General features: G+C 71.9%; 14 protein-coding genes. 12 read left to right on the top strand and 2 right to left on the bottom strand.

The features are described from left to right. The first annotated feature begins 62 nt into the window (after positions 1-62). Positions 63-1,898, top strand: a complete 1,836-nt coding sequence (locus tag ABEA46_RS06975) for a bifunctional metallophosphatase/5'-nucleotidase (protein ID WP_345543653.1) — start codon at positions 63-65, stop codon at positions 1,896-1,898. Between the two features lie 54 nt (positions 1,899-1,952). Here the strand turns inward: ABEA46_RS06975 and ABEA46_RS06970 are convergent, their stop codons facing one another. Further along, entirely contained in the window at positions 1,953-6,236 is a 4,284-nt protein-coding gene (locus ABEA46_RS06970) for an nSTAND1 domain-containing NTPase (RefSeq protein WP_345543652.1), read from the bottom strand. 214 nt (positions 6,237-6,450) lie between these two features. Between ABEA46_RS06970 and ABEA46_RS06965 the strand changes: the two genes are divergently transcribed. From ABEA46_RS06965 to ABEA46_RS06930, 8 genes are all read left to right on the top strand, one after another. Beyond that, the gene (locus ABEA46_RS06965; RefSeq protein ID WP_345543651.1) at positions 6,451-6,654 is read left to right on the top strand and encodes a hypothetical protein; all 204 of its coding nucleotides are present in this window, start codon (positions 6,451-6,453) and stop codon (positions 6,652-6,654) included. A gap of 105 nt (positions 6,655-6,759) precedes the next feature. Then, complete coding sequence (locus tag ABEA46_RS06960) at positions 6,760-7,479, top strand: copper homeostasis protein CutC (protein ID WP_345543650.1); 720 nt, start codon at positions 6,760-6,762, stop codon at positions 7,477-7,479. A gap of 113 nt (positions 7,480-7,592) precedes the next feature. Further along, a complete protein-coding gene (locus ABEA46_RS06955; protein ID WP_345543649.1) occupies positions 7,593-8,429 on the top strand; it encodes a peptidoglycan-binding domain-containing protein in 837 nt (278 codons plus the stop codon). Positions 8,430-8,533: 104 nt separating this feature from the next. Further along, positions 8,534-11,785, top strand: a complete 3,252-nt coding sequence (locus ABEA46_RS06950) for a lamin tail domain-containing protein (RefSeq protein WP_345543648.1) — start codon at positions 8,534-8,536, stop codon at positions 11,783-11,785. 26 nt (positions 11,786-11,811) lie between these two features. Then, positions 11,812-12,360 (top strand): DNA polymerase III subunit gamma/tau, encoded by a 549-nt coding sequence (locus ABEA46_RS06945; protein ID WP_345543647.1) that lies wholly within the window; start codon positions 11,812-11,814, stop codon positions 12,358-12,360. After that, on the top strand, positions 12,357-12,722 hold the full coding sequence (locus ABEA46_RS06940; RefSeq protein ID WP_345543646.1) for a bacitracin resistance protein: 366 nt from the start codon (positions 12,357-12,359) through the stop codon (positions 12,720-12,722). Before ABEA46_RS06945 ends, ABEA46_RS06940 begins: the two co-directional genes overlap by 4 nt. Before the next feature lie 130 nt (positions 12,723-12,852). Further along, positions 12,853-14,457: a phosphoglycerate dehydrogenase gene (gene serA, locus ABEA46_RS06935; RefSeq protein ID WP_345543645.1), complete on the top strand. Its 1,605-nt coding sequence runs from the start codon at positions 12,853-12,855 to the stop codon at positions 14,455-14,457. Positions 14,458-14,630: 173 nt separating this feature from the next. Next, positions 14,631-14,930, top strand: a complete 300-nt coding sequence (locus ABEA46_RS06930) for a hypothetical protein (protein WP_345543644.1) — start codon at positions 14,631-14,633, stop codon at positions 14,928-14,930. 45 nt (positions 14,931-14,975) lie between these two features. Here ABEA46_RS06930 and ABEA46_RS06925 read toward each other — a convergent pair whose 3' ends face one another. After that, positions 14,976-15,521, bottom strand: coding sequence for a TetR/AcrR family transcriptional regulator (locus ABEA46_RS06925; protein ID WP_345543643.1), 546 nt, complete (start codon positions 15,519-15,521; stop codon positions 14,976-14,978). Between the two features lie 66 nt (positions 15,522-15,587). Between ABEA46_RS06925 and ABEA46_RS06920 the strand changes: the two genes are divergently transcribed. Genes ABEA46_RS06920 through ABEA46_RS06910 form a run of 3 tightly spaced genes read left to right on the top strand, consistent with a single transcriptional unit; the run spans position 15,588 to position 19,335 of the window. After that, positions 15,588-17,126, top strand: a complete 1,539-nt coding sequence (locus tag ABEA46_RS06920) for an MFS transporter (protein WP_345543642.1) — start codon at positions 15,588-15,590, stop codon at positions 17,124-17,126. 7 nt (positions 17,127-17,133) lie between these two features. After that, on the top strand, positions 17,134-18,186 hold the full coding sequence (locus ABEA46_RS06915; RefSeq protein ID WP_345543641.1) for a 3-isopropylmalate dehydrogenase: 1,053 nt from the start codon (positions 17,134-17,136) through the stop codon (positions 18,184-18,186). Between the two features lie 36 nt (positions 18,187-18,222). Further along, the gene (locus ABEA46_RS06910; RefSeq protein ID WP_345543640.1) at positions 18,223-19,335 is read left to right on the top strand and encodes a branched-chain amino acid aminotransferase; all 1,113 of its coding nucleotides are present in this window, start codon (positions 18,223-18,225) and stop codon (positions 19,333-19,335) included. Positions 19,336-19,342 lie beyond the last annotated feature (7 nt).

Raw genomic sequence — 19,342 nt, 5'->3', positions numbered from 1 at the left:
CATCGTCCGGCTCTTGTCGCGGGGATCGCGCCCGTGGTGTGATCCTCGCCATGGGAGAACACATGCCTGACAACGCATCCGACGACCTCACCCCCCGGACGGAGGATCCGCCGCGGTCGGGCCTCAGCCGCCGCACACTCCTCACCAGCGCCTCCGCCGCGAGCGTGCTCCTGGCGGCGGGATGGGCAGGCGCACCCAAGGCGACTGCCGCGCCGCCCGCGAAGACCGTCAAGATCGCCATCCTCGGCACGTCCGACCTCCACTCGAACGCGCTGAACTGGGACTACTACAAGGACGCGGCCTACGCGGACAGCGGCAAGAACGCGATCGGCCTGGCGCGCGTCTCGACTCTGGTGAACCAGGTCCGCGCCGAGGTCGGGGCGCAGCGCACGCTGCTGTTCGACGCGGGTGACACGATCCAAGGCACGCCGCTCGGCTTCTACTACGCCACCGTCGACCCGGTGACGACGTCGGGTGCGATCCACCCGATGGCCGCCCAGTTCAACGCGATCGGCTACGACGCCGTCGCGCTCGGCAACCACGAGTTCAACTACGGCCTGGACTTCCTCGACAACTGGATCTCGCAGCTGGAGGCGCCGGCGCTGGCGGCCAACGCGGTGCACGAGGGAACTGTGGTGCCGCGGTTCGAGCCGTTCGTCATCAAGAACATGCACGCGGGCCCGGGGCTGCCGGTCATCCGGGTCGGGGTGCTCGGACTCACGAATCCGGGTGTCGTGATCTGGGACAAGGCGAACGTGAGCGGGCGCGTCGACGTTCTCGACGTGATCGAGTCGGCGGCCCGCTGGGTGCCCGTGATGCGACGCCGCGGCGTCGATGTGATCGTCGTGAGTGTGCACGCGGGTGACAGCGGCCTGTCTTCGTACGGCTCGGATCTGCCGGTGGAGAACGCGTCCGCGCTGCTGGCCGAGCAGGTGCCCGGCATCGACGTGATCCTCTTCGGCCACGCTCACAACGACGTCCCGCAGCGGATCGTCGCCAACGCCACCACCGGCGACAACGTGGTCATGAGCGAGCCGGGCAAGTGGGGGCAGCGTGTGAGCCGCTTCGACCTGGATCTGGCGTTCCGGGCGGGCAGATGGAGCATCGTGAGCGCGACCGCGAAGACGCTCAACTCCAACACGGTGGAGGACGACCCGGCGCTCGTGGCGGTCGTGAAGGCGCAGCACGACGCCGTCGTCGCGTACGTCAACACCGCGGTCGCGACCTCCACCGAGGTGCTGTCGGCCGCGGAGTCGTGCTGGAAGGACACCGCGATCCTCGACTACGTCAACCACGTCCAGGTCGAGACCGTCGCGAAGGCGATCGCGGGCACGCCCGAGGCATCCCTCCCGGTGATCTCGATCGCGGCGCCGTTCAACCGCGCCGCGACGTTCCCGGCCGGGCAGGTCACCATCAAGGACGTCGCGGGCCTGTACATCTACGACAACACGCTGATGGCGTCGGTGCTCACGGGAGCGCAGATCAAGGAGTACCTCGAGTATTCGGCGAAGTACTTCATGAAGGTCGCCCCCGACGCGGCGGTGACGCCCGAGGCGTGGACGAACGCGCTCGGCACCCCCGACTACAACTACGACCAGTTCTCGGGCGTGACGTACGACGTCGACATCTCGCAGGACCAGGGCTCGCGCATCGTCAACCTCAGGTACGACAACGCCGATGTCGCGCCGGACCAGCGCTTCGTCGTCGCGGTCAACAACTACCGCCAGTCGGGCGGCGGCGGCTTCCCGCACATCGCGACGGCGCCGGTCGTCTACAACGCGCAAGTCGCGATCCGCGAGGCGATCGTCGCGTTCGCGGCCGCCGCCGGTTCGATCGACCCCGCCGACTTCCACGTCGTGAACTGGCGTCTGGTGCGAGCCGGCGCACCGGTCTTCTGATCGCGCGGCGACGGCCCGGTCCCGGTGGCGGGCCGGGCCGTCGCCGTGTCCGCGTCAATCGCTGGGCGTCGGCTGCGGGTGGGCGAGCAGGGCTTCGCAGAGTGGATGCCGCGTCCCGAGGTCCGCGAGGAAGCTCTGCCATTCCTCGGGCGTGAGCTCGCGACCGGCCAGCCGGCAGGCTGCGGCGGCCTGCTCAGCGGGATCGAGCGTCCAGTACTGCGCGGCGCGGTCGCCGGAGTCCACGAATCCTCGGCCGTCCGCGTCGATCGTGGCCGGCTGCGAGTAGCGGTAGACGTCGATCGGCTGGCCGAGCATCCGGCCCGACGGGAGATCCATGACGGTCAGTCCGTCACGCCCGCCGGCGGTGGTCAGCAGCGTGCGCCCGCGGTCGTCGACGCTCAGATCCAGGAACCAGGCCGCCTTGGAGGTGATCGACTCCGCCGGCTTCAGGTCGAGGGTGAGCGAGAGCAGTCCCGACACGTCGGAGGCGATGACGCGGTCGCCCGAGACGACGGTGCGGGTGGTGTCGCCGAGTCCTTCGGCCACGACCCGGCCGTCGGCGTCGAACACGCGCGTCTGCCACGGCCGCTGCGCCGGCGACCAGCTCGTGATGACCACGCGGGACCCGTCGGCGCTGGCGGAGACGGTCTGCGGCAGGCCGTCGATGTCTATCGGGGCGCCGACCCGGCGCATCGTGACCTGGTCGTAGCGGACGATTCGGGATCGCGGGGTCCCGTCGTCGACGGTGATGAGCGCGTACAGGCGCCCGCCGGTCGCGAGGAAGAACCGCTCGACGGTGTCGTCCAGAACGGCCCGCGTCAGGATGGCGTTCGCGACGTCGTACAGCGCATAGTGCTCGGTGTCGGTCCGCGGGTCGTGGAACACCAGGAACAGGCGTGCCGGCGCGATCCACGAGGCACTGACGACGACGGAGCGCGTGCGCCACGGATCGGGGTCGCCGAGCGCGGTCAGGTCCGTCGCCGCCTTCGCGGTGGCCGTGTCCCACACGGTGAGAGGTCGTGGGTCATCGTCGGGGGCGCGGTCCTTGGCGGCGCGGGAGCCGAGCACGACGTAGCGCCCCGACGGGTCCGTGCCGGTGAGCGCATACGCATCGGGGCCGCCGAACGACGTCGCGGCGGGGCCGCCGCCGTCGATCCGCATGCGGCCGATGCTCGGCGAGAGCGCGTTCATGAACCAGACCTCGGTCTCGTCCGCGGTGAGCACCGGCTCGCCGGCGTCACCGAGCTGGTAGGCGAACGGGTCTGAGGCCAGCGCGCCCGTGTCGAGCGAGCGGATGACGATGCGCCCCGAGGGCGTCCCGCACACCACGAGTCGCTGTACTGCCGACGCCGTCAGACGGCCGCACTCGTCGCCCACCGACGGGACGACCCGCCACAGCGGGGTCCCGATCGGGCTGACGCCGGCGATGATCGAGTCGCCGGCGACCACGACGGTCCCGTCGGCCGCGACGGCGAGTTCGATGCCGCCCGTGTCGGCCGGCACCGTCCCGGTCCGCGAGGCCGTGCCTGTCGCCGGGTCGATGACGAAGAGGGCGTCGTCGATGTTGGTGGCGACGATGCTGCCGTCTGGCCGGAAGGCAGAGGCCGCGAAGGACGACGTGGGCCGATCGGTCGGTGCGGGGACCGTGGCGGCCACCCGGGTGAGCGAGCCCGTGTCGCGGTCGACGATGACCGTGGTGCCCGCCGACGCCCACGTCGCGTACCGTCCATCGCGCGAGAGGTCGACTGTCTCACCCCACTCGGCGACGTGCACGGGGCTCCCGACCGCCGCCCCCGTGGCGGCGTCGAAGAAGTAGACCATCTCATCGCGGTCGACCGGCGGGTCGGGGTCCTCCCACACGGGCATCGGGAGCTCGTCGATGTGCTGCATCACGAGGATCGTGCTGCCGTCGGCGCTCACCCGGATCCAGGGGCGAACCTCCTGTCCGGTTCGGGGGAAGTCGGTGGGGATGGTCCGCACGAGAGCGCCGTCGTCCACATCGCGCACTTCGAGCGTGTAGTAGTCGCGCACAAGGGCGACGGTCCGGGTCCCGGGGATCGGCGCTGCGGCGACACGCTGGGTCGTGTCGGGGATGTAGGTGGTGCCCACGAAGCCGGCGGCGGCAGTCATCGTCCCGAGCAGCGCGGCTCGGGTGCGGGCGTCGTCGGGCCAGCGCTGCCAGGCGGCGACGGCCATCAGCGCGGCGACGGCGCGGTCGGTGCCGGTGAGGTCGAGGGATCTGCTCGTGGTCGCCTCGATGAGCTGGTCCTCGGCGGCCGCGGTCGCCTCTCGTCCTCGCACGACGGCGAGTCCACCGGTGACGAGCACGCCCACCATGAGCACGGCTGCTCCGCCGAGGGTCCACCGCAGCCGCCTGTTGCTGCGCGCCTCGTGGGCGGCATGGTCGGCGAGCGTGCGCATCTCGTTCTGCTCGTGCGCGGCCGACTCGTCGATGAGCGCCCGCTCCGAAACGGTGAGATCGGGATCGGATGCCTCCGCCCACTCGACCGCAGCCTGCAGACGGGCACCTCGCAGCAGGTCCTCCTCACGCCGGCCGTCGGCATCCCACAGCTCCGCCGTCGACGCGACCAGCGCCATGACGCGTGCGCTCGCCGCATCGCGCTCGAGCCAGCCGTCCAGCCGTGGCCATGCCCGCGCGATCGCCTCGTGGGCGACCATCACCGTGTCGCCGTCGACGGTCAGCAGGCGTGCGGCCACCAGGCGGTCCAGCACGCGCCGGCGTGCGGTGTCGTCGACGAGCGGTTCGAGATGGGCGATCCGTCGCACTGTCGCGCCGTCGGGACCGCGCTGGACGAGCCGCAGCAGCAGGGCGTGACAGGCGTCGGCCTGCTCGGGTTCGAGCGAGCGGTACAGCGTCTCGGCGGACTGCGCGATGGCGCCGGCGATCCCGCCCGACGCCTCGTAGCCGGCGACAGTGAGCGTCGCACCCTCGCGTCGGATCCAGGTCTCGACCAGTGCGTGCGAGACATGGGGGAGCGTGGCGCGCCGGTCACCGGCATCCCGCAGGATCAGCTCGACCAGGCCCGCCTCCAGCCGCAGCCCGGCGCGGGCGGCGGGCTGTTCGATCGCCTCGCGCAGACCTTCGGCCGACAGTGGGCCGATCGCGTAGACGCCGCGGCCGATCACGCCGCCGATGTGGGGGAGGCCGGTGGCCCGATCCAGGAAGTCGCTGCGGAGGGTCATCAGCACGGTCGCCCCCGCGGCGACCGCGTGGGCGACGAGCGCGCAGAGCTCCTCCTGCTCGCGCTCGGCGAGCTGGAAGACCGTCTCGACTTGATCGACCACGACGATGTCGGCCACGCCGCTCTGCGCGATGCGCGCGCGCAGCACCGCGGCGACGTCGCGTCCGGCGGTGACCGTTGCGACGCGCCGGCCGTCCGAGACGCGCGGGACGACACCGGCGAGCACGAGTGAGGACTTGCCCGAGCCGGACGCGCCCACGACGGTGGTGAGCGTGCCGGGGCGGGTGCGGTCGCGGATGGCAGCGATGTCGTCCTCGCGCCCGAAGAACACATCGGCGTCGTCGGGCGAGTAGGCCGAGAGACCGCGATAGGGGCAACTGTCGCTCACCCGATGCAGCGTCCGCACGGGTGCCAGCGCCGGGTCCTGGTTGAGCATGGCCGCCTCCAGCGAGCGCAGGCGCTCTCCGAGGTCGATGCCGAGCTCGTCGGCCAGCCGTTCGCGCGCGCCGCGCACGGTGGCGAGAGCCTCGGCCTGGCGTCCGGCGCGGTAGTTCGCCATCGCGAGGATCGCCCACCGGTTCTCGCGCAGCGGACGCGCCCGCACCAGACGCTCCGCGTCGGCGATCACGGCGCGGTGCTCGCCCTCGGCCAGGCGAGCCTCGAGCAGTTCCTCCTCGGCGCTGTCGCGGATCTCGGCGAGCCGCTCGGACTCGACCGCGGCCGGCTCCCAGTCCGGGAGCTCGGGGTACGGCCGTCCGCGCCACAGCGCCAGCCCCCGCCGGTAGGCGTCGATCGCGCGGTCGTGCTCCTCGTGGAGCGAGTGCATCCGGGCTGCCGAGACGAGCCGCTCGAACTCGAACGCGTCGATCGTCGCGGGATCGAGCCCCAGTGCGTACTCGGAACCGCGGGTGACCACGGCGCGGGCGCCCAGACCGGAGCGGATGCGGGCGACCGCGGTCTTCACCTGCTGCGGCCACGTGCGCGGCGGGGTCTCGCCCCAGCACGCCTCGGCGAGCTCGCCGGGCGCGACCGCGCGACCCGCACACACGATCAGTGCCGCGAGCACCGCCCGCTCTCGCGGGCTCAGGGCGTGCTCGCTCCCCGTATCGAGCGGCCCCAGCACCCTGATGGCCATGCAGAAAGTGTGAGTTCACCCGCGCGCCGCGTCAACGGGCTCGTCGTGCGCGAGTACCGGATGAGTACCGGGCGGTCACGGCGCGGATACCGGAGGTGGCCAACGTGGTGTCACGGCACGCTGATCCGGCCGCGCACGTATCACCGCGGACTCCGGTCCGCTCCCTACTGAGCACAACGCCGAGACCCGGCGAACCCGAAGGAAAGGAAAGGCCATGGACGCCAGCACTCTGACCCTGGCCGACCGCATTCACCGCGAGCGGACGGCCACGCTGTACCGCGAACACGAGAACCGGCGCACGGTCGCCGACCGCGGCGTCGGCATCACGCCTCAGCGCCCCGAGGTGCACGCGCACACGGGCCTGGGCGTCTGGCTGCGCGAACACTTCGCCGCACCGCGCCGGCCGCGCTTCTCGTGATCGGCGGGACCTGCCGCCGACGGGGCGCGGCGGGTCCCACGGCCGGCGGACCCGGTGCCGTCCTCCGACGCGGAGCGCGGCGACGCCGACGGTAGGCTTCACGGCATGTCTGCACTTCGCCCCGTCGAGATCGCCGTCCAGGACCCCGCAGGGGCCCGCATCGCGATGGGCGCCGGCGCGACCCGGCTGGAGCTCTGCCAGGCGCTCGAAGCCGGCGGTCTCACCCCGTCGCTCGGGCTGCTGGAGGCCGTGCTTGCGGCCGTCGACCCGTCGGCGGTCAACGTCCTGGTCCGCCCGCGCGGCGGCGGGTTCGTCTACGACGCCGACGAGGTCGCCATGGTGACGGCCGACATCCGTGCCGGCGTCCAGCGCGGCGCCGGCGGCGTCGTGGTCGGAGCGCTGACCGCGTCGGGCGGACTCGACGTCGACACGCTTCGGCGGTGGCGGGATGCCGCGGGCCCGGCGACCCTCGTCTTCCACCGTGCGATCGACGCATCAGCCGATCCCGCGGCGGTGTTCGATGCGCTGGTGGCCGAGGGCGTCGATCGCGTGCTGACGTCGGGAGGCGCGCCGCGCGCCATCGACGGGCTCGAGGCGCTCGCCGCCTTCGCATCGCGCTCGGGTGGGATCGAGGTCATGGCGGGCGGCGGCGTGCAGCCGGCCGACATCCCCGCGCTCTTCGCGGCAGGTGTCGACGCCGTCCACCTGTCGGCCCGCTCCCGCGCGGGGCACGATGCGCCGTCGGGCCCCGGCGGCGGCTCGGCCGGACACGACGTCACGGACGCGGCGACGGTCACCGAGGCCGTGGCGGCTGCTGTGCGCTGAGGCGCGGCATCCATTCACTCCCCGACGGGGAGGTATCACCCGCCGTGCGCGACGACTCTGCCCTCAGGGAGCCTCCGCTCCCGCCGACTGCAGGGCCGAATGAGGGAGTCGCCATGAACGTCGAACCGTGGAGCACCATCGCCAGCGGGTCCACCGCGGCGCTCGTGCCCGGAATCCAATACCTGCTGCGCGCCCGCGGGCACGTCGTGGCGCCGGACGGCGTGTACGGACCCGCTACCGCGGCGGCCGTCTCCGCGTTCCAGACCGCGCAGGGCCTCACCGCGGACGGCGCCGTCGGACCGGTGACGTGGCCGCGCCTGGTCGTCCCGGTCCACGCCGGATCGTCGGGCGATGCCGTGCGCGCCGTGCAGCAGCTCGGGCTCGTGCCCTCGCCCGGCGTCGACCCGCTCGTCGTGGACGGCAGCTACGGCCCCGTGACCGCCGAGCGTGTGCGGTTCTTCCAGGAGTCGTGGGGCCTCACGCAGGACTCGGCCGCGGGGCGGGAGACCTGGTCGTTCTTCAGCACCTTCACGCCCGGGCCGCGGCCGTGGGCGCTCGTCAAGGTCGGCGCGACCCAGGACACCAACTGGCGCGTCCGCGCCGCACAGCACCTGCTTCGCGCGCACGGCGCGACGATCGTCGCGGACGGCGTCTTCGGCCCGCTGAGCGGCCAGGCCGTCCGGGTCTACCAGCAGACGCTGCGGGCGACCGAGATCTCGACGACGGTGGGGCAGCTCGACTGGCCGCACCTGATCGTGACGGTGCGTCAGGGCGACCATGGTGAGGCGGTGCGCGCGGCGCAGTCGCTTGTGGGAGCCACGATCGACGGGGACTTCGGGCCGCTCACCGACGCGGCGGTGCGCCGCTTCCAGCAGCTGGTGCTGCCGCCGGCCGACGGTATCGTCGGCCCCGAGACCTGGCACGCGCTGATGGAGCGGCTGTTCGACTGAGCCGACCGGGCGACGCTCCCGCGGGGGCGGATCGACGGATGGCCGTCACCGGGTGATCCTCGGACGGTCCCTCGGGGTTCACCTGCGCGCGGGAGCGTCGCGACGTGCGCGATGCGAGCCGCCTGACGGCGATCCTCACGACGACCATCCTGATGCTGGGCGCTGCGGCGCTGGCGGGGAGCGCGGCACAGGGTGCCGACAGGCCCGCGGCGGCGCTCACTGCCGACGGGAGCGTGATCCTGACCGAGGTGGTGCCGGCCGGGTCCCGCGGCGCGGACGGCGGCTTCTTCGAGTTGACCAATCTCTCGGGCGAGGCCGTCGATCTGAGCCCCTTCACGGTGTACCGCTGTTCGGCCGAGGGCCTTCGGGCCGCACGCGGCGACGCCGAGGGCTCGCTGCACGGCGTCGTGCTCGCGGCGGGGGAGCGACGCGCGTTCCCGACCTCTCGCCTGGACGCGCGCGGCTACGGGCTGATCGTGATCGGTCCCGGTGAGACGGCGATCGATGCGATCGCGGTGTATCCAGACGATCCGGCGCCGACGATGTCGGAGTGCGGCGGGCGCACCGAGCTGCCGGTGACCACGGCGGCCGCGATCGACGAGAGCTGGCAGCTGCTGGGCTCGGACCCCGACGGCGCGTGGGTGCGTGCGACGGCGACGCCGGGAGCGCGCAACCGTGTGGCCGAGGACTCGACGGCGACGGTGCGGATCGACGAACTCGCCGCCGCCGGCCCCGGCGGTCACGGCGACGACTTCGTCGAGCTGCGCAACACCGGGGCGGCAGACGTGTCGCTGGCCGGCTGGCGCGTGTACCGCTGCACCGCCACCGGCGCGGCGCCCTCCGAGGCGCTGCAGCACGTGTTCGCCGACGATGCGCGGCTCGTGTCGGGCGCTCGCCTGGTGATCGGCGGTCCGGGGTTCACCGCTGCCGGCAGGAACGACGTGCGCACCGCGACCTCGCTCGCCGACACCGTCTCGGGGGTGCTGCTGGTGGATGCCGGGGGGCGCCGCGTCGACGGCGTCGGCGTGTCATCCCACGAGGACACCGCTTGCCAGAGCGGGCGCGACAAGCTCCCCGCCGTCTTGGACTACCGCACCGGTGAGAGCTGGCAGCGTCAGGCGGACGGCGCCTTCGCGATCGCGTCCCGCACGCCAGGCGCACCCAACGCGGCGGGCACCGACGACGTGGCGGCCGTGTTCACGTACTCGTCCGGGCCGGGCGTGGCTGTCAGCGAGATCGCGACCGACCCCCGGATCGAGGGGACGCCGCGCCGCAACTTCGTCGAGATCGCGAACTTCTCGGACCACGACGTCGACATCTCGGGGTGGACGCTCGTGCCGTGCGGCGCCGACGGCTTCCGCCGCACCGACGACCTCGCGGTGGTCGCGCACGACACCGTGCTGGCGCCCGACGATACGTACACGGCCGCGCTGTCGGGAACCGCGGCGGCGAAGGCCGCCGATGCGCGCTACGTCGTCCCGCTCGAGCTCGCCGGTGCCGGCGTGTGGCTGCAGGATGCCGCAGGCAGGCGCATCGACAGCGTCGGCGTGTACCACCGCAACGAGATGGACGACAGCGTCGACCGCGACAGCGCCTGCACGAAGGGGCTCGCGCTGTCGACGTTCGCCGTCGACAGGCTGCGTGGCGAGACCTTGCAGCGGGTGGCCTTCACCGGCGACGACGCGAGCGACTTCGCGCCCGCGGCGGCCACGCCCGGCGTGCTCGCGCACGTGCCGCGGGACGACATCGACCATGAGATCTCGCTGGCGCTCGACACGGCGCGCGCCGAGCTCGCCCGCACCGTCGCGGCGCAGCCTGCGGCGCTCGGGACGGGCCCCGCGCCCGGCACGACGGGCGATGCGGTCGAGGTGCTCGCCGCATACACGGGCTCCTCCGCCCGGCCGCTCGCGACCTTGGGCGTCGCGGGGGAGCGCGCGACCGACGGCACCGCGCTCGTCGCCCGTGACGACGGCTACGACCTGCCGTACCTGCGGCTGCGCGCGCGCATGCCCGCCGACGGCGTCGAGGTGACCTGGCAGGGACGCACCGTCGGACGCGCGGCGGTGCGGCTCTCGGTCTGGGCGCCGGCATCCGACGACCGGCCCGCCGGCTGGCGATCCCTCGATGAGGCGTGGGGCAGCACGACAGCCGACGCGGCCGGCAGCGCGTCGAGCGGCGTGACGCTGGCGGGGGCGGTGCACGCCGACGAGGCCGCAGGCGGCGTGGCGGAACTGCTCGTGCAGGTCGTGCCGCGCGCCGAATCCGCAGCCGCGAAGAGCGACGGGCTCGCCGATCCCGCCGACTACGACGTCGCGCTCGGGCATCTGACCGACACGCAGTACTACACCGAGCAGTACCCCGAGGTGTACGCCGGCGAGGTGGCGTGGTTCGCCGAGAACGCGGCCGCGCGCAAGATCGCCTTCGTGACCCACACCGGCGACCTCGTGCAGAACTGGGTGGATCCCGACCAGCCCGAGGAGCGCGCTCGCCGCGAGTTCGCGACGGCATCGCGGCTGCAGGAGGTGCTCGACGAGAGCGGCATCCCGAACAGCGTGCTGCCGGGCAACCACGACAGCAAGCGGGGCGTCACGCGCGACCTGTTCAACGAGTACTTCGGCCCCGACCGCTACCGGGACGCCCCCTGGTACGGCGGCTCGCTGACACCCGACGACAACGGCGCCAGCTGGTCGTGGATCGAAGCGGGCGGCGCACGCCTCGTGATGATCTCGCTGCCCTACGCCTACGGCGAGCCCGAGATCGCGTGGGCCGAGCAGGTCGTGGCGTCGCATCCTGATGCCAACGTCGTCATCTCGACCCACGAGCACCTGACGCCTGCCACGGCCGACGACGACGCAGAGCGCTCGACGACCTCGCGATGGGTCTCGCACGGCGATCAGCTGTGGGAGCGCGTCGTCGCACCCCATCGCAACGTCGTGCTCGTGCTGTCGGGGCACTTCCACGGCATCGGAGCGATCGTCACCGAGAACGCCGGCGGCATCCCCGGCCACACGGTGCTGGAGGCGCTCGCCGACTACCAGGAGTTCCGCACGCCGTCGGGGGAGCGGGCCACCGGGTTCCAGCGGCTGCTGCAGGTCGACCTTGCGGCGGGCATGCTGGCCGTCGACACGTTCTCGGTGCCGCTGGCCGCGACCTCGAGCCATCCCTACGACTACGAGCAGTTCCTCCCTGACGACGGCGACGACGCCACGCCGTCGAACGAGCGCCCGTGGCGCATCCTCGCCGACGGGCTGCAGCAGCGCTACACCGACGCGGACGACGAGTTCGCGGTGCCGCTCGCGCTGCAGCACGCGAAGGCCGTCGAGACCGACGCCCTGACCGCGCGCCCACTCGGCTGAGCGCACGGCGGCACTACGCTGGGACCGTGACCAAAGGCCGCGACGACGACGCCCTCTCCTGGGGCGGCGACGACGACCCCACGCTCGACCTGGGCGCGTCCGCCGATCCGGACGACAAGACGGACGCCGATGCCGATGCCGCCGACGAGGCGGAGACCGACGCCACCCCCGAACTGCCCGAGGGCTTCACGGCGGTCGGCAGGGGCAGCGAGACCGTGGCCGCGGCCGCAGCGGCGGGTGCGGCACCCACCTCGGGGGCGACGACTGCCGAACGCGGGCCGATGGGCAACGGCGAGCTGATCGGCGTCGGAGTGCTCGGCGGCGTGTACGCCCTCTTCGCGATCGGCTGGATCATCGGCGGACTGCGCCTGCAGGGCACCGCCGCCTTCCTGGTGTCACCGGTGGGCTATCAGGTCAGCCTGTGGCTGGCGATCCTCGCCCCGGTGGTGTGGTTCGCGACGGTGTTCGCCCTGACGGCGCGATCGCGCGCATGGGTCCGGCTGACGTGGCTCGTCGCGGGCGCCGTGCTGCTGCTGCCGTGGCCGTTCATCATGCTGGGGGCGATCGGACAATGAGCGACGAGATCGTGGATGCCGCGCCGGCCGCGCGCCCGTCCCGCTTGCGGATGCCCGTCTGGGGCCTCGTGACCGTCTCGGTGGTGTTCGGGCTCTTCTACGCGTATGCGCTCTGGAACGCGCTCGCGTTCCTGATCGAACAGGCGAACGGGCCGCTCGGGCTGAACGGGTACGGCTGGTTCGTGCTGCTTCTTGCCGTGGTGTTCCCGGTGATCATCTTCGGGGTCGCCTTCGCCCTCGGATGGCGCCGCACCTGGTGGCAGTTCGCGCTCGTGCTCCTCACCGGCCTCTGCGTGGTGTCGGTGTTCTGGCTCAACGTGATCGCCTATGCGGCCGTCTACGGGGCATCCTTCCTCGGCTGACCGCGGCGTCATACGGTCAGAGGGGCACATACACCCGCGATAGGCTGGCAGACAGGCCTCGCCCCCGACGGCGTGCGGCGCGGCATCCGATCCTCCTCGCGTGCTCGCGCGCTGTCACCGAAGGAACACCGTGACGAAGCCTGTCGTTCTGATCGCCGAAGAACTCTCTCCCGCCACGATCGACGCCCTGGGTCCCGACTTCGACGTCCGCAACGTCGACGGCACCGACCGGCCCGCGCTGCTGTCGGCCCTCGCCGACGCGAACGCCGTGCTGATCCGCTCGGCGACCAAGATCGACGCCGAGGCGATCGCGGCGGCCCCCGTGCTGAAGGTCGTGGCCCGTGCCGGCGTCGGCCTCGACAACGTCGACATCAAGACGGCCACCACCGCCGGTGTCATGGTCGTCAACGCGCCGACCTCCAACATCATCTCGGCCGCCGAGCTCACCGTCGGCCACATCCTGAGCCTCGCGCGCCGCATCCCCGCCGCGCACGCGTCGCTCGCGGGCGGCGCGTGGAAGCGCAGCTCGTACACCGGCACCGAGCTCTTCGAGAAGACTGTCGGCATCATCGGCCTCGGCCGCATCGGCGCGCTCATCGCGGCCCGCCTGCAGGCGTTCGACATGCGCGTCGTCGCGTACGACCCCTACGTCACGAGCGCCCGCGCCCAGCAGCTCGGCGTGCAGCTGCTCTCGCTGGACGAGCTCCTCGAGCAGAGCGACTTCGTCACGATCCACATGCCCAAGACGCCCGAGACGACCGGCATGATCGGCGCCGACCAGTTCAAGATCATGAAGCCGACGGCCTATGTCGTGAACGTCGCCCGCGGCGGCCTGATCGATGAGGCGGCGCTGCACGACGCGCTCACCGCCGGTGAGATCGCCGGCGCCGGCCTCGACGTCTTCACGTCCGAGCCGCCCGCCGAGGGCGGCACGGCAGCAGCGCTGCTGAGCCTGCCGAACGTCGTCGTCACGCCGCACCTCGGTGCCTCGACCGAAGAGGCGCAGGAGAAGGCGGGCGTCTCGGTCGCCAAGTCGGTGCGCCTCGCCCTCGGCGGCGAGCTCGTGCCGGACGCGGTCAACGTCGCGGGCGGCATCATCGACCCGTACGTGCGTCCCGGCATCCCGCTCGTCGAGAAGCTCGGCCAGATCTTCGCCGCGCTGGCGCGTTCGCCGCTCACGAGCCTCGACGTCGAGGTGCACGGCGAGCTGCAGGCGTACGACGTCAGCGTGCTGAAGCTCGCTGCGCTCAAGGGCGTCTTCACCAACATCGTGAGCGAGACTGTCTCGTACGTGAACGCGCCGCTGCTCGCCGAGCAGCGCGGCGTCGAGGTGCGGCTGCTCGTGGACGACGACAGCCCCGAGTACCGCAACGTCATCACACTGCGCGGCGCGCTGTCGGACGGATCCCAGCTGTCGGTGTCGGGCACGCTCACCGGCACCAAGCAGGTCGAGAAGCTCGTCGCCATCAACGGCTACGCCATCGAGCTGCCGATCGAGACGAACCACGTCGTCATGCTCTACACCGACCGCCCCGGAATCGTCGCGGTGTACGGCCAGCGCTTCGGCGAGGCCGGCATCAACATCGCCGGCATGCAGATCGCGCGTCAGGCCGCCGGCGGCCAGGCGCTGTCGGTGCTCACTGTCGACTCGCCGGTCCCCGACGAGCTGCTCGACGAGGTGCGCGAGGCGATCGACGCCGACCTGTTCCGTCAGATCGAGATCACCGAATCCTGATCGGAGCGGATGCCTCGCGCCTGAGCCGCAGCCGGCTCGGCGCGAGGCATCCGTCATGCGCCGCAGTTTCCACGGGTACGCGGTGAGTACCGGCGGAACCCGGCTCGGTATCGCCCCTGCCCACCCTGGACTCATCCACCCCTTCCGGGTGGCGGAGATCAGGAGGAACGGCCATGGACGCACGAGGCTGGGCGGGCACGGTGCTGGTCGCCGGAGTGGTGCTGGGGCTGACGGCGTGTCAGACCCCGGGCGGAGGATCGGCCGAACCGCAGCCCGCGCCGCTGCCGGCCGTCGCGTTGCCGGGGGCGGAGGAGTCGGTGACAGAGCGACCGGCCTGGGCCGCCGACATGACGGCGGACCGCATCGAGCGGACCTTGCAGCAGGACGCCGCAGCCACCGCGGACGGTGACTGCGAGTGGGTCGCGGTGATCCTCACCACGCTCCGTGTACGCGAGGTCTGCCGGACCTGGTGAGGCCGGGCACCGGCGGAGACCGTCGGCGAGGTCGGCGCAGCGGCGTCAGCCCGAGACGGCGCGCTCGACCAGCGCGACGAGCGCGTCCAGGGCGGCGCCGTTCGGCACGACGGTGAGCGGGGCGTCCCCGCCCAGAGCGTTGTTGAAGTACAGTCCGTCGCTCACGAGCATGACGAGGTCGAGTGCGGCGGCATCGCGGGTGTGGGGGCGCAGCGCGTCCTCCCAGCGGGAGCGCATCTCGTGGAGCGCCGTGATCGCGGGTGCGTTGCCGGACTGCGCGAGGCGTGAGGCCGCGATGATCGCCCGGTCGAGGGGCTCGTCGTCCATGACCGACGAGCGAAGGAAGTAGGCGACCGGGCCCTCGGGCGCCGCGGCGATGGCGGCGAGATCGGCGTCGACGAGGTCGGAGAGACGTGCGATGAGCGCCGCCTCCATGGCCTCCTTGGTGCCGAAGTGGTAGAGCAGACCGCCCTTGGAGACGCCGGCGGCGCGGGCTGCGGCATCCATCGTCGCGGCGCGTTCGCCATCCTCGATGAGGATCCGCTCGAAGGCGTCGAGCACCCTCTCGCGGGCGAGGGGAGGGCGGCTCATGGCCTCGATGCTATCGACAGCGGCTGCGGCATCCTGATACTATACCGGCTGGACGGTATAGAAATAATGACTCTCACTCAGGAACTCTCCCTCGCCGAAGCCCAAGGCCGGAAGGTCGGCTGGCGCGGCTGGGCGGCCCTTGTCGTGCTCATGCTGCCGGTGCTGCTCGTCTCGGTCGACAACACCGTGCTGAGCTTCGCCCTGCCCGAGATCGCGCTCGACCTGGAGCCGTCGAGCACGCAGCAGCTGTGGATCATCGACGCGTACCCGCTGGTGCTGGCGGGACTCCTGGTCACGATGGGCACGCTCGGCGACCGGTTCGGCCGCCGCCGCATGCTGCTGATCGGCGCGACCGGGTTCGCCGCGGTCTCGGTGCTGGCCGCCTTCGCACCCACCGCCGCGCTGCTCATCGCGGCGCGCGCCGGCATGGGTGTGTTCGGCGCGATGCTGATGCCCTCGACGCTGTCGCTGCTGCGCAGCATCTTCACCGACCGCGACCAGCGGCGTCTCGCGATCGCCGTGTGGGCCGCCATGTTCTCGGCGGGCTCCGCGCTCGGACCCATCGTCGGCGGCATCCTGTTGGAGCACTTCTCGTGGGGCTCGGTGTTCCTGCTGTCGGTGCCCGTGCTCATCCCGCTGCTGATCCTCGCGCCGCTCCTCGTGCCCGAGAGCCGGGACCCGAAGCCGGGCCGCATCGACCCGCTCAGCATCCTGCTGTCGATGGCGACGATGATCCCGATCGTCTACGGGATCAAGGAGCTCGCGGCGCACGGATTCGGCGTGAGCGCGTGGCTGCCGATGCTGCTCGGCCTCGGCTTCGGCCTGCTGTTCGTCCGCCGCCAACTGCACGCCGAGAGCCCGATGCTCGACATGCGCCTGTTCGGCCTCGGCACGTTCACCGGAGCGCTGCTGGTCAACCTGCTGAGCGTCATCGCGCTGGTGGGCTTCCTGTTCTTCGTCGCGCAGCATCTGCAGCTGATCGTGGGGCTCACTCCGCTGCAGGCCGGCCTCGCCCTCGTGCCGGGCCTCGTGATGATGATCGTGTCGGGCCTCGCGGTCGTGCCGATCTCGAAGAAGTGGCCTGCCCGCGTGGTCATCCCGATCGCCCTGGCGTTCTCGGTCGCCGGCTACGTGACAGTCGCGTTCGCGACCGGGCCCGAGAGCATCGCGGCGCTGGTGGCCGCGTTCGTGTCGCTGGGCATCGGCATCGGCGCCGCCGAGACGGTGTCGAACGAGCTCGTGCTCGCGAGCGCTCCGCCCGCGAAGGCGGGTGCGGCCAGCGCTGTGTCCGAGACCGCGTACGAGCTGGGCGCGGTGCTGGGGACGACCGTGCTCGGCGGCATCCTCACCGCCCTGTATCGCAGCAACCTGGTGATCCCGGCGGGAGTCCCGGATGCCGCGGCCGACGCCGCGTCCGAGACGCTCGCGGGCGCCGTCCACGCCGCAGACGGGATCGGGGGGCCGACCGGCACCGCGCTGTTCGACGCCGCGGCCTCTGCGTTCGACGCCGGGGTGACGGTGACGGCGCTCATCGGCGCCGCCCTCGTCGTGATCGCCGGGGTCATCGCGGCCACTACCCTGGGAGAGTCCCGCCAGAAGTCGTAGGAGCCACATGTCTCGTGTCGTGAAACTGGCCGTCATCCCGGGTGACGGCATCGGTCCGGAGGTCATCGCCGAGGCGGAGAAGGTGCTGGATGCCGCCACCTCCGGCAGCGATGTGCAGTTCGAGCGGACGCGGTTCTCGCTCGGCGCCGCGCGCTTCCTCGAGACCGGCGAGACGCTCACCGACGCCGACCTCGAGGCGATCCGCACGCACGACGCGATCCTGCTGGGCGCCGTCGGCGGCGTGCCCGGCGACCCGCGTCTGAAGAATGCGAACATCGAGCGCGGGCTGCTGCTGAAGCTGCGGTTCGAGCTCGACCACTACGTGAACCTGCGTCCCTCCAAGCTGTACCCGGGTGTGCCGGGGCCGCTCGCGGCACCCGGCGACATCGACTTCGTCGTGGTGCGCGAGGGCACCGAGGGGCCGTACGTCGGCAACGGCGGCTCCATCCGCACGGGCACACCGCACGAGGTGGCCAACGAGACGTCGGTCAACACCGCCTTCGGCGTCGAGCGCGTGGTGCGCTACGCGTTCGAGCTCGCCGAGCGCCGCCGCAAGAAGCTCACGCTCGTGCACAAGACGAACGTGCTGGTCCACGCCGGCGGGATCTGGAAGCGGCTCGTCGACGAGGTGGCGCGGGAGCACCCCGACGTCGCCGTAGACTATCTGCACGTCGACGCGGCAACCATCTTCCTGGTCACGAACCCGGGCCGTTTCGACGTGATCGTCACCGACAACCTCTTCGGCGACATCCTCACGGACCTGGCCGGCGCCGTCACCGGTGGCATCGGCCTCGCCGCTTCGGGCAACATCAACCCCGACGGCGCGTTCCCCTCGATGTTCGAGCCCGTGCACGGTTCGGCGCCCGACATCGCAGGCCAGCAGAAGGCCGATCCCACGGCCGCGATCCTCTCCGTCTCACTGCTGCTCGACCACCTCGGGCTGCAGGACGAGGCCCGGCGCGTCACCGCCGCCGTCGAGGACGATATCGCGACCCGCGGCTCGGCAGTCCGAACGACGACCGAGATCGGCGACGCCATCGCCGCACGGCTCTCGGCTTAACCTGTATACGTCGCCGCATCGACGGAGGATCCACTCATGACCACAGAACTCCACCTTCAGGCGCCCTCGGCTTCCGGCCTCGTCTGGAACGTCCTGCCCGACGCCGAGCCCACGCCCGACGCCGAGCGCGAGGCGATCCTCGCCGACCCGGGCTTCGGTCAGCACTTCACCGACCACATGGTCGACATCTGCTGGTCCGAGAAGGGCGGCTGGCATCGCCCCCGCGTGCAGCCGTACGGCCCGATCCCGCTCGACCCGGCGGCGGCCGTGCTGCACTACTCGCAGGAGATCTTCGAGGGCCTGAAGGCGTACCGTCATGCGGACGGCTCGATCTGGACCTTCCGTCCTGACCGCAACGCCGCCCGCCTGCAGCGCTCGGCGCGTCGCCTCGCCCTGCCCGAACTGCCCGCCGAGTACTTCCTCGAGTCGCTGCGCGAGCTCGTGGCGGTCGATGGCGCCTGGGTGCCGACCGCTCCCGAGACGAGCCTGTACCTCCGGCCGTTCATGTTCGCGAAGGAGGCCTTCCTCGGTGTCCGTGCGGCGAAGAAGGTCGCGTATTACCTGATCGCCAGCCCCGCCGGCGCCTACTTCACGGGCGGCGTGCAGCCCGTGAACATCGCGCTGTCGACGCGCTACTCGCGCGCCGGCCACGGCGGCACCGGCGCGGCGAAGACGGGCGGCAACTACGCGTCGAGCCTGCTGCCGCAGGCCGAGGCGTACGAGAAGGGCTGCCAGCAGGTGCTCTTCCTCGACGGCGAGTACATCGAAGAGCTCGGCGGCATGAACCTCGTGCTCGTGACGAACGACGGCCGGCTCATCACGCCCGAGTCCGACTCCATCCTCGAGGGCATCACGCTCGCGTCGATCCTGCAGCTCGCGAAGGACCGCGGCCTCACCGTCGAGCAGCGCAAGGTCACGATCGACGAGTGGCGCGAGGGCGCGGCATCCGGTGCGATCGTCGGAGCCTTCGCGTGCGGCACCGCCGCCGTCGTCGTGCCGATCGGCAAACTGATCGCCGACGAGTACGAGATCGTGCACGAGGGCGAGGCCTCGTCGGAGCTGGCACTGTCGCTGCGCGAAGAGCTGACCGGCATCCAGTACGGCCGCGTCGAGGACCGCCACGGCTGGATGGTCCGCCTCGACAGCTGATCGTCAC

It is taken from the genome of Microbacterium jejuense, assembly GCF_039544225.1.
Lineage (GTDB): Bacteria > Actinomycetota > Actinomycetes > Actinomycetales > Microbacteriaceae > Microbacterium > Microbacterium jejuense.
The sequence above is the reverse complement of the archived record's forward strand: the minus strand, read 5'-3'. Positions and strand labels throughout refer to the sequence as shown.

Bases quoted from the DNA above. Each gene is read 5' to 3' on its own strand.
- ABEA46_RS06970 (WP_345543652.1), bottom strand. From the start codon at position 6,236: ATGGCCATCAGGGTGCTGGGGCCGCTCGATACGGGGAGCGAGCACGCC.
- ABEA46_RS06955 (WP_345543649.1), top strand. From the start codon at position 7,593: ATGAACGTCGAACCGTGGAGCACCATCGCCAGCGGGTCCACCGCGGCG.
- ABEA46_RS06940 (WP_345543646.1), top strand. From the start codon at position 12,357: ATGAGCGACGAGATCGTGGATGCCGCGCCGGCCGCGCGCCCGTCCCGC.
- ABEA46_RS06910 (WP_345543640.1), top strand. From the start codon at position 18,223: ATGACCACAGAACTCCACCTTCAGGCGCCCTCGGCTTCCGGCCTCGTC.
- ABEA46_RS06915 (WP_345543641.1), top strand. From the start codon at position 17,134: ATGTCTCGTGTCGTGAAACTGGCCGTCATCCCGGGTGACGGCATCGGT.
- ABEA46_RS06925 (WP_345543643.1), bottom strand. From the start codon at position 15,521: ATGAGCCGCCCTCCCCTCGCCCGCGAGAGGGTGCTCGACGCCTTCGAG.
- ABEA46_RS06965 (WP_345543651.1), top strand. From the start codon at position 6,451: ATGGACGCCAGCACTCTGACCCTGGCCGACCGCATTCACCGCGAGCGG.
- ABEA46_RS06920 (WP_345543642.1), top strand. From the start codon at position 15,588: ATGACTCTCACTCAGGAACTCTCCCTCGCCGAAGCCCAAGGCCGGAAG.
- ABEA46_RS06930 (WP_345543644.1), top strand. From the start codon at position 14,631: ATGGACGCACGAGGCTGGGCGGGCACGGTGCTGGTCGCCGGAGTGGTG.
- ABEA46_RS06975 (WP_345543653.1), top strand. From the start codon at position 63: ATGCCTGACAACGCATCCGACGACCTCACCCCCCGGACGGAGGATCCG.
- ABEA46_RS06960 (WP_345543650.1), top strand. From the start codon at position 6,760: ATGTCTGCACTTCGCCCCGTCGAGATCGCCGTCCAGGACCCCGCAGGG.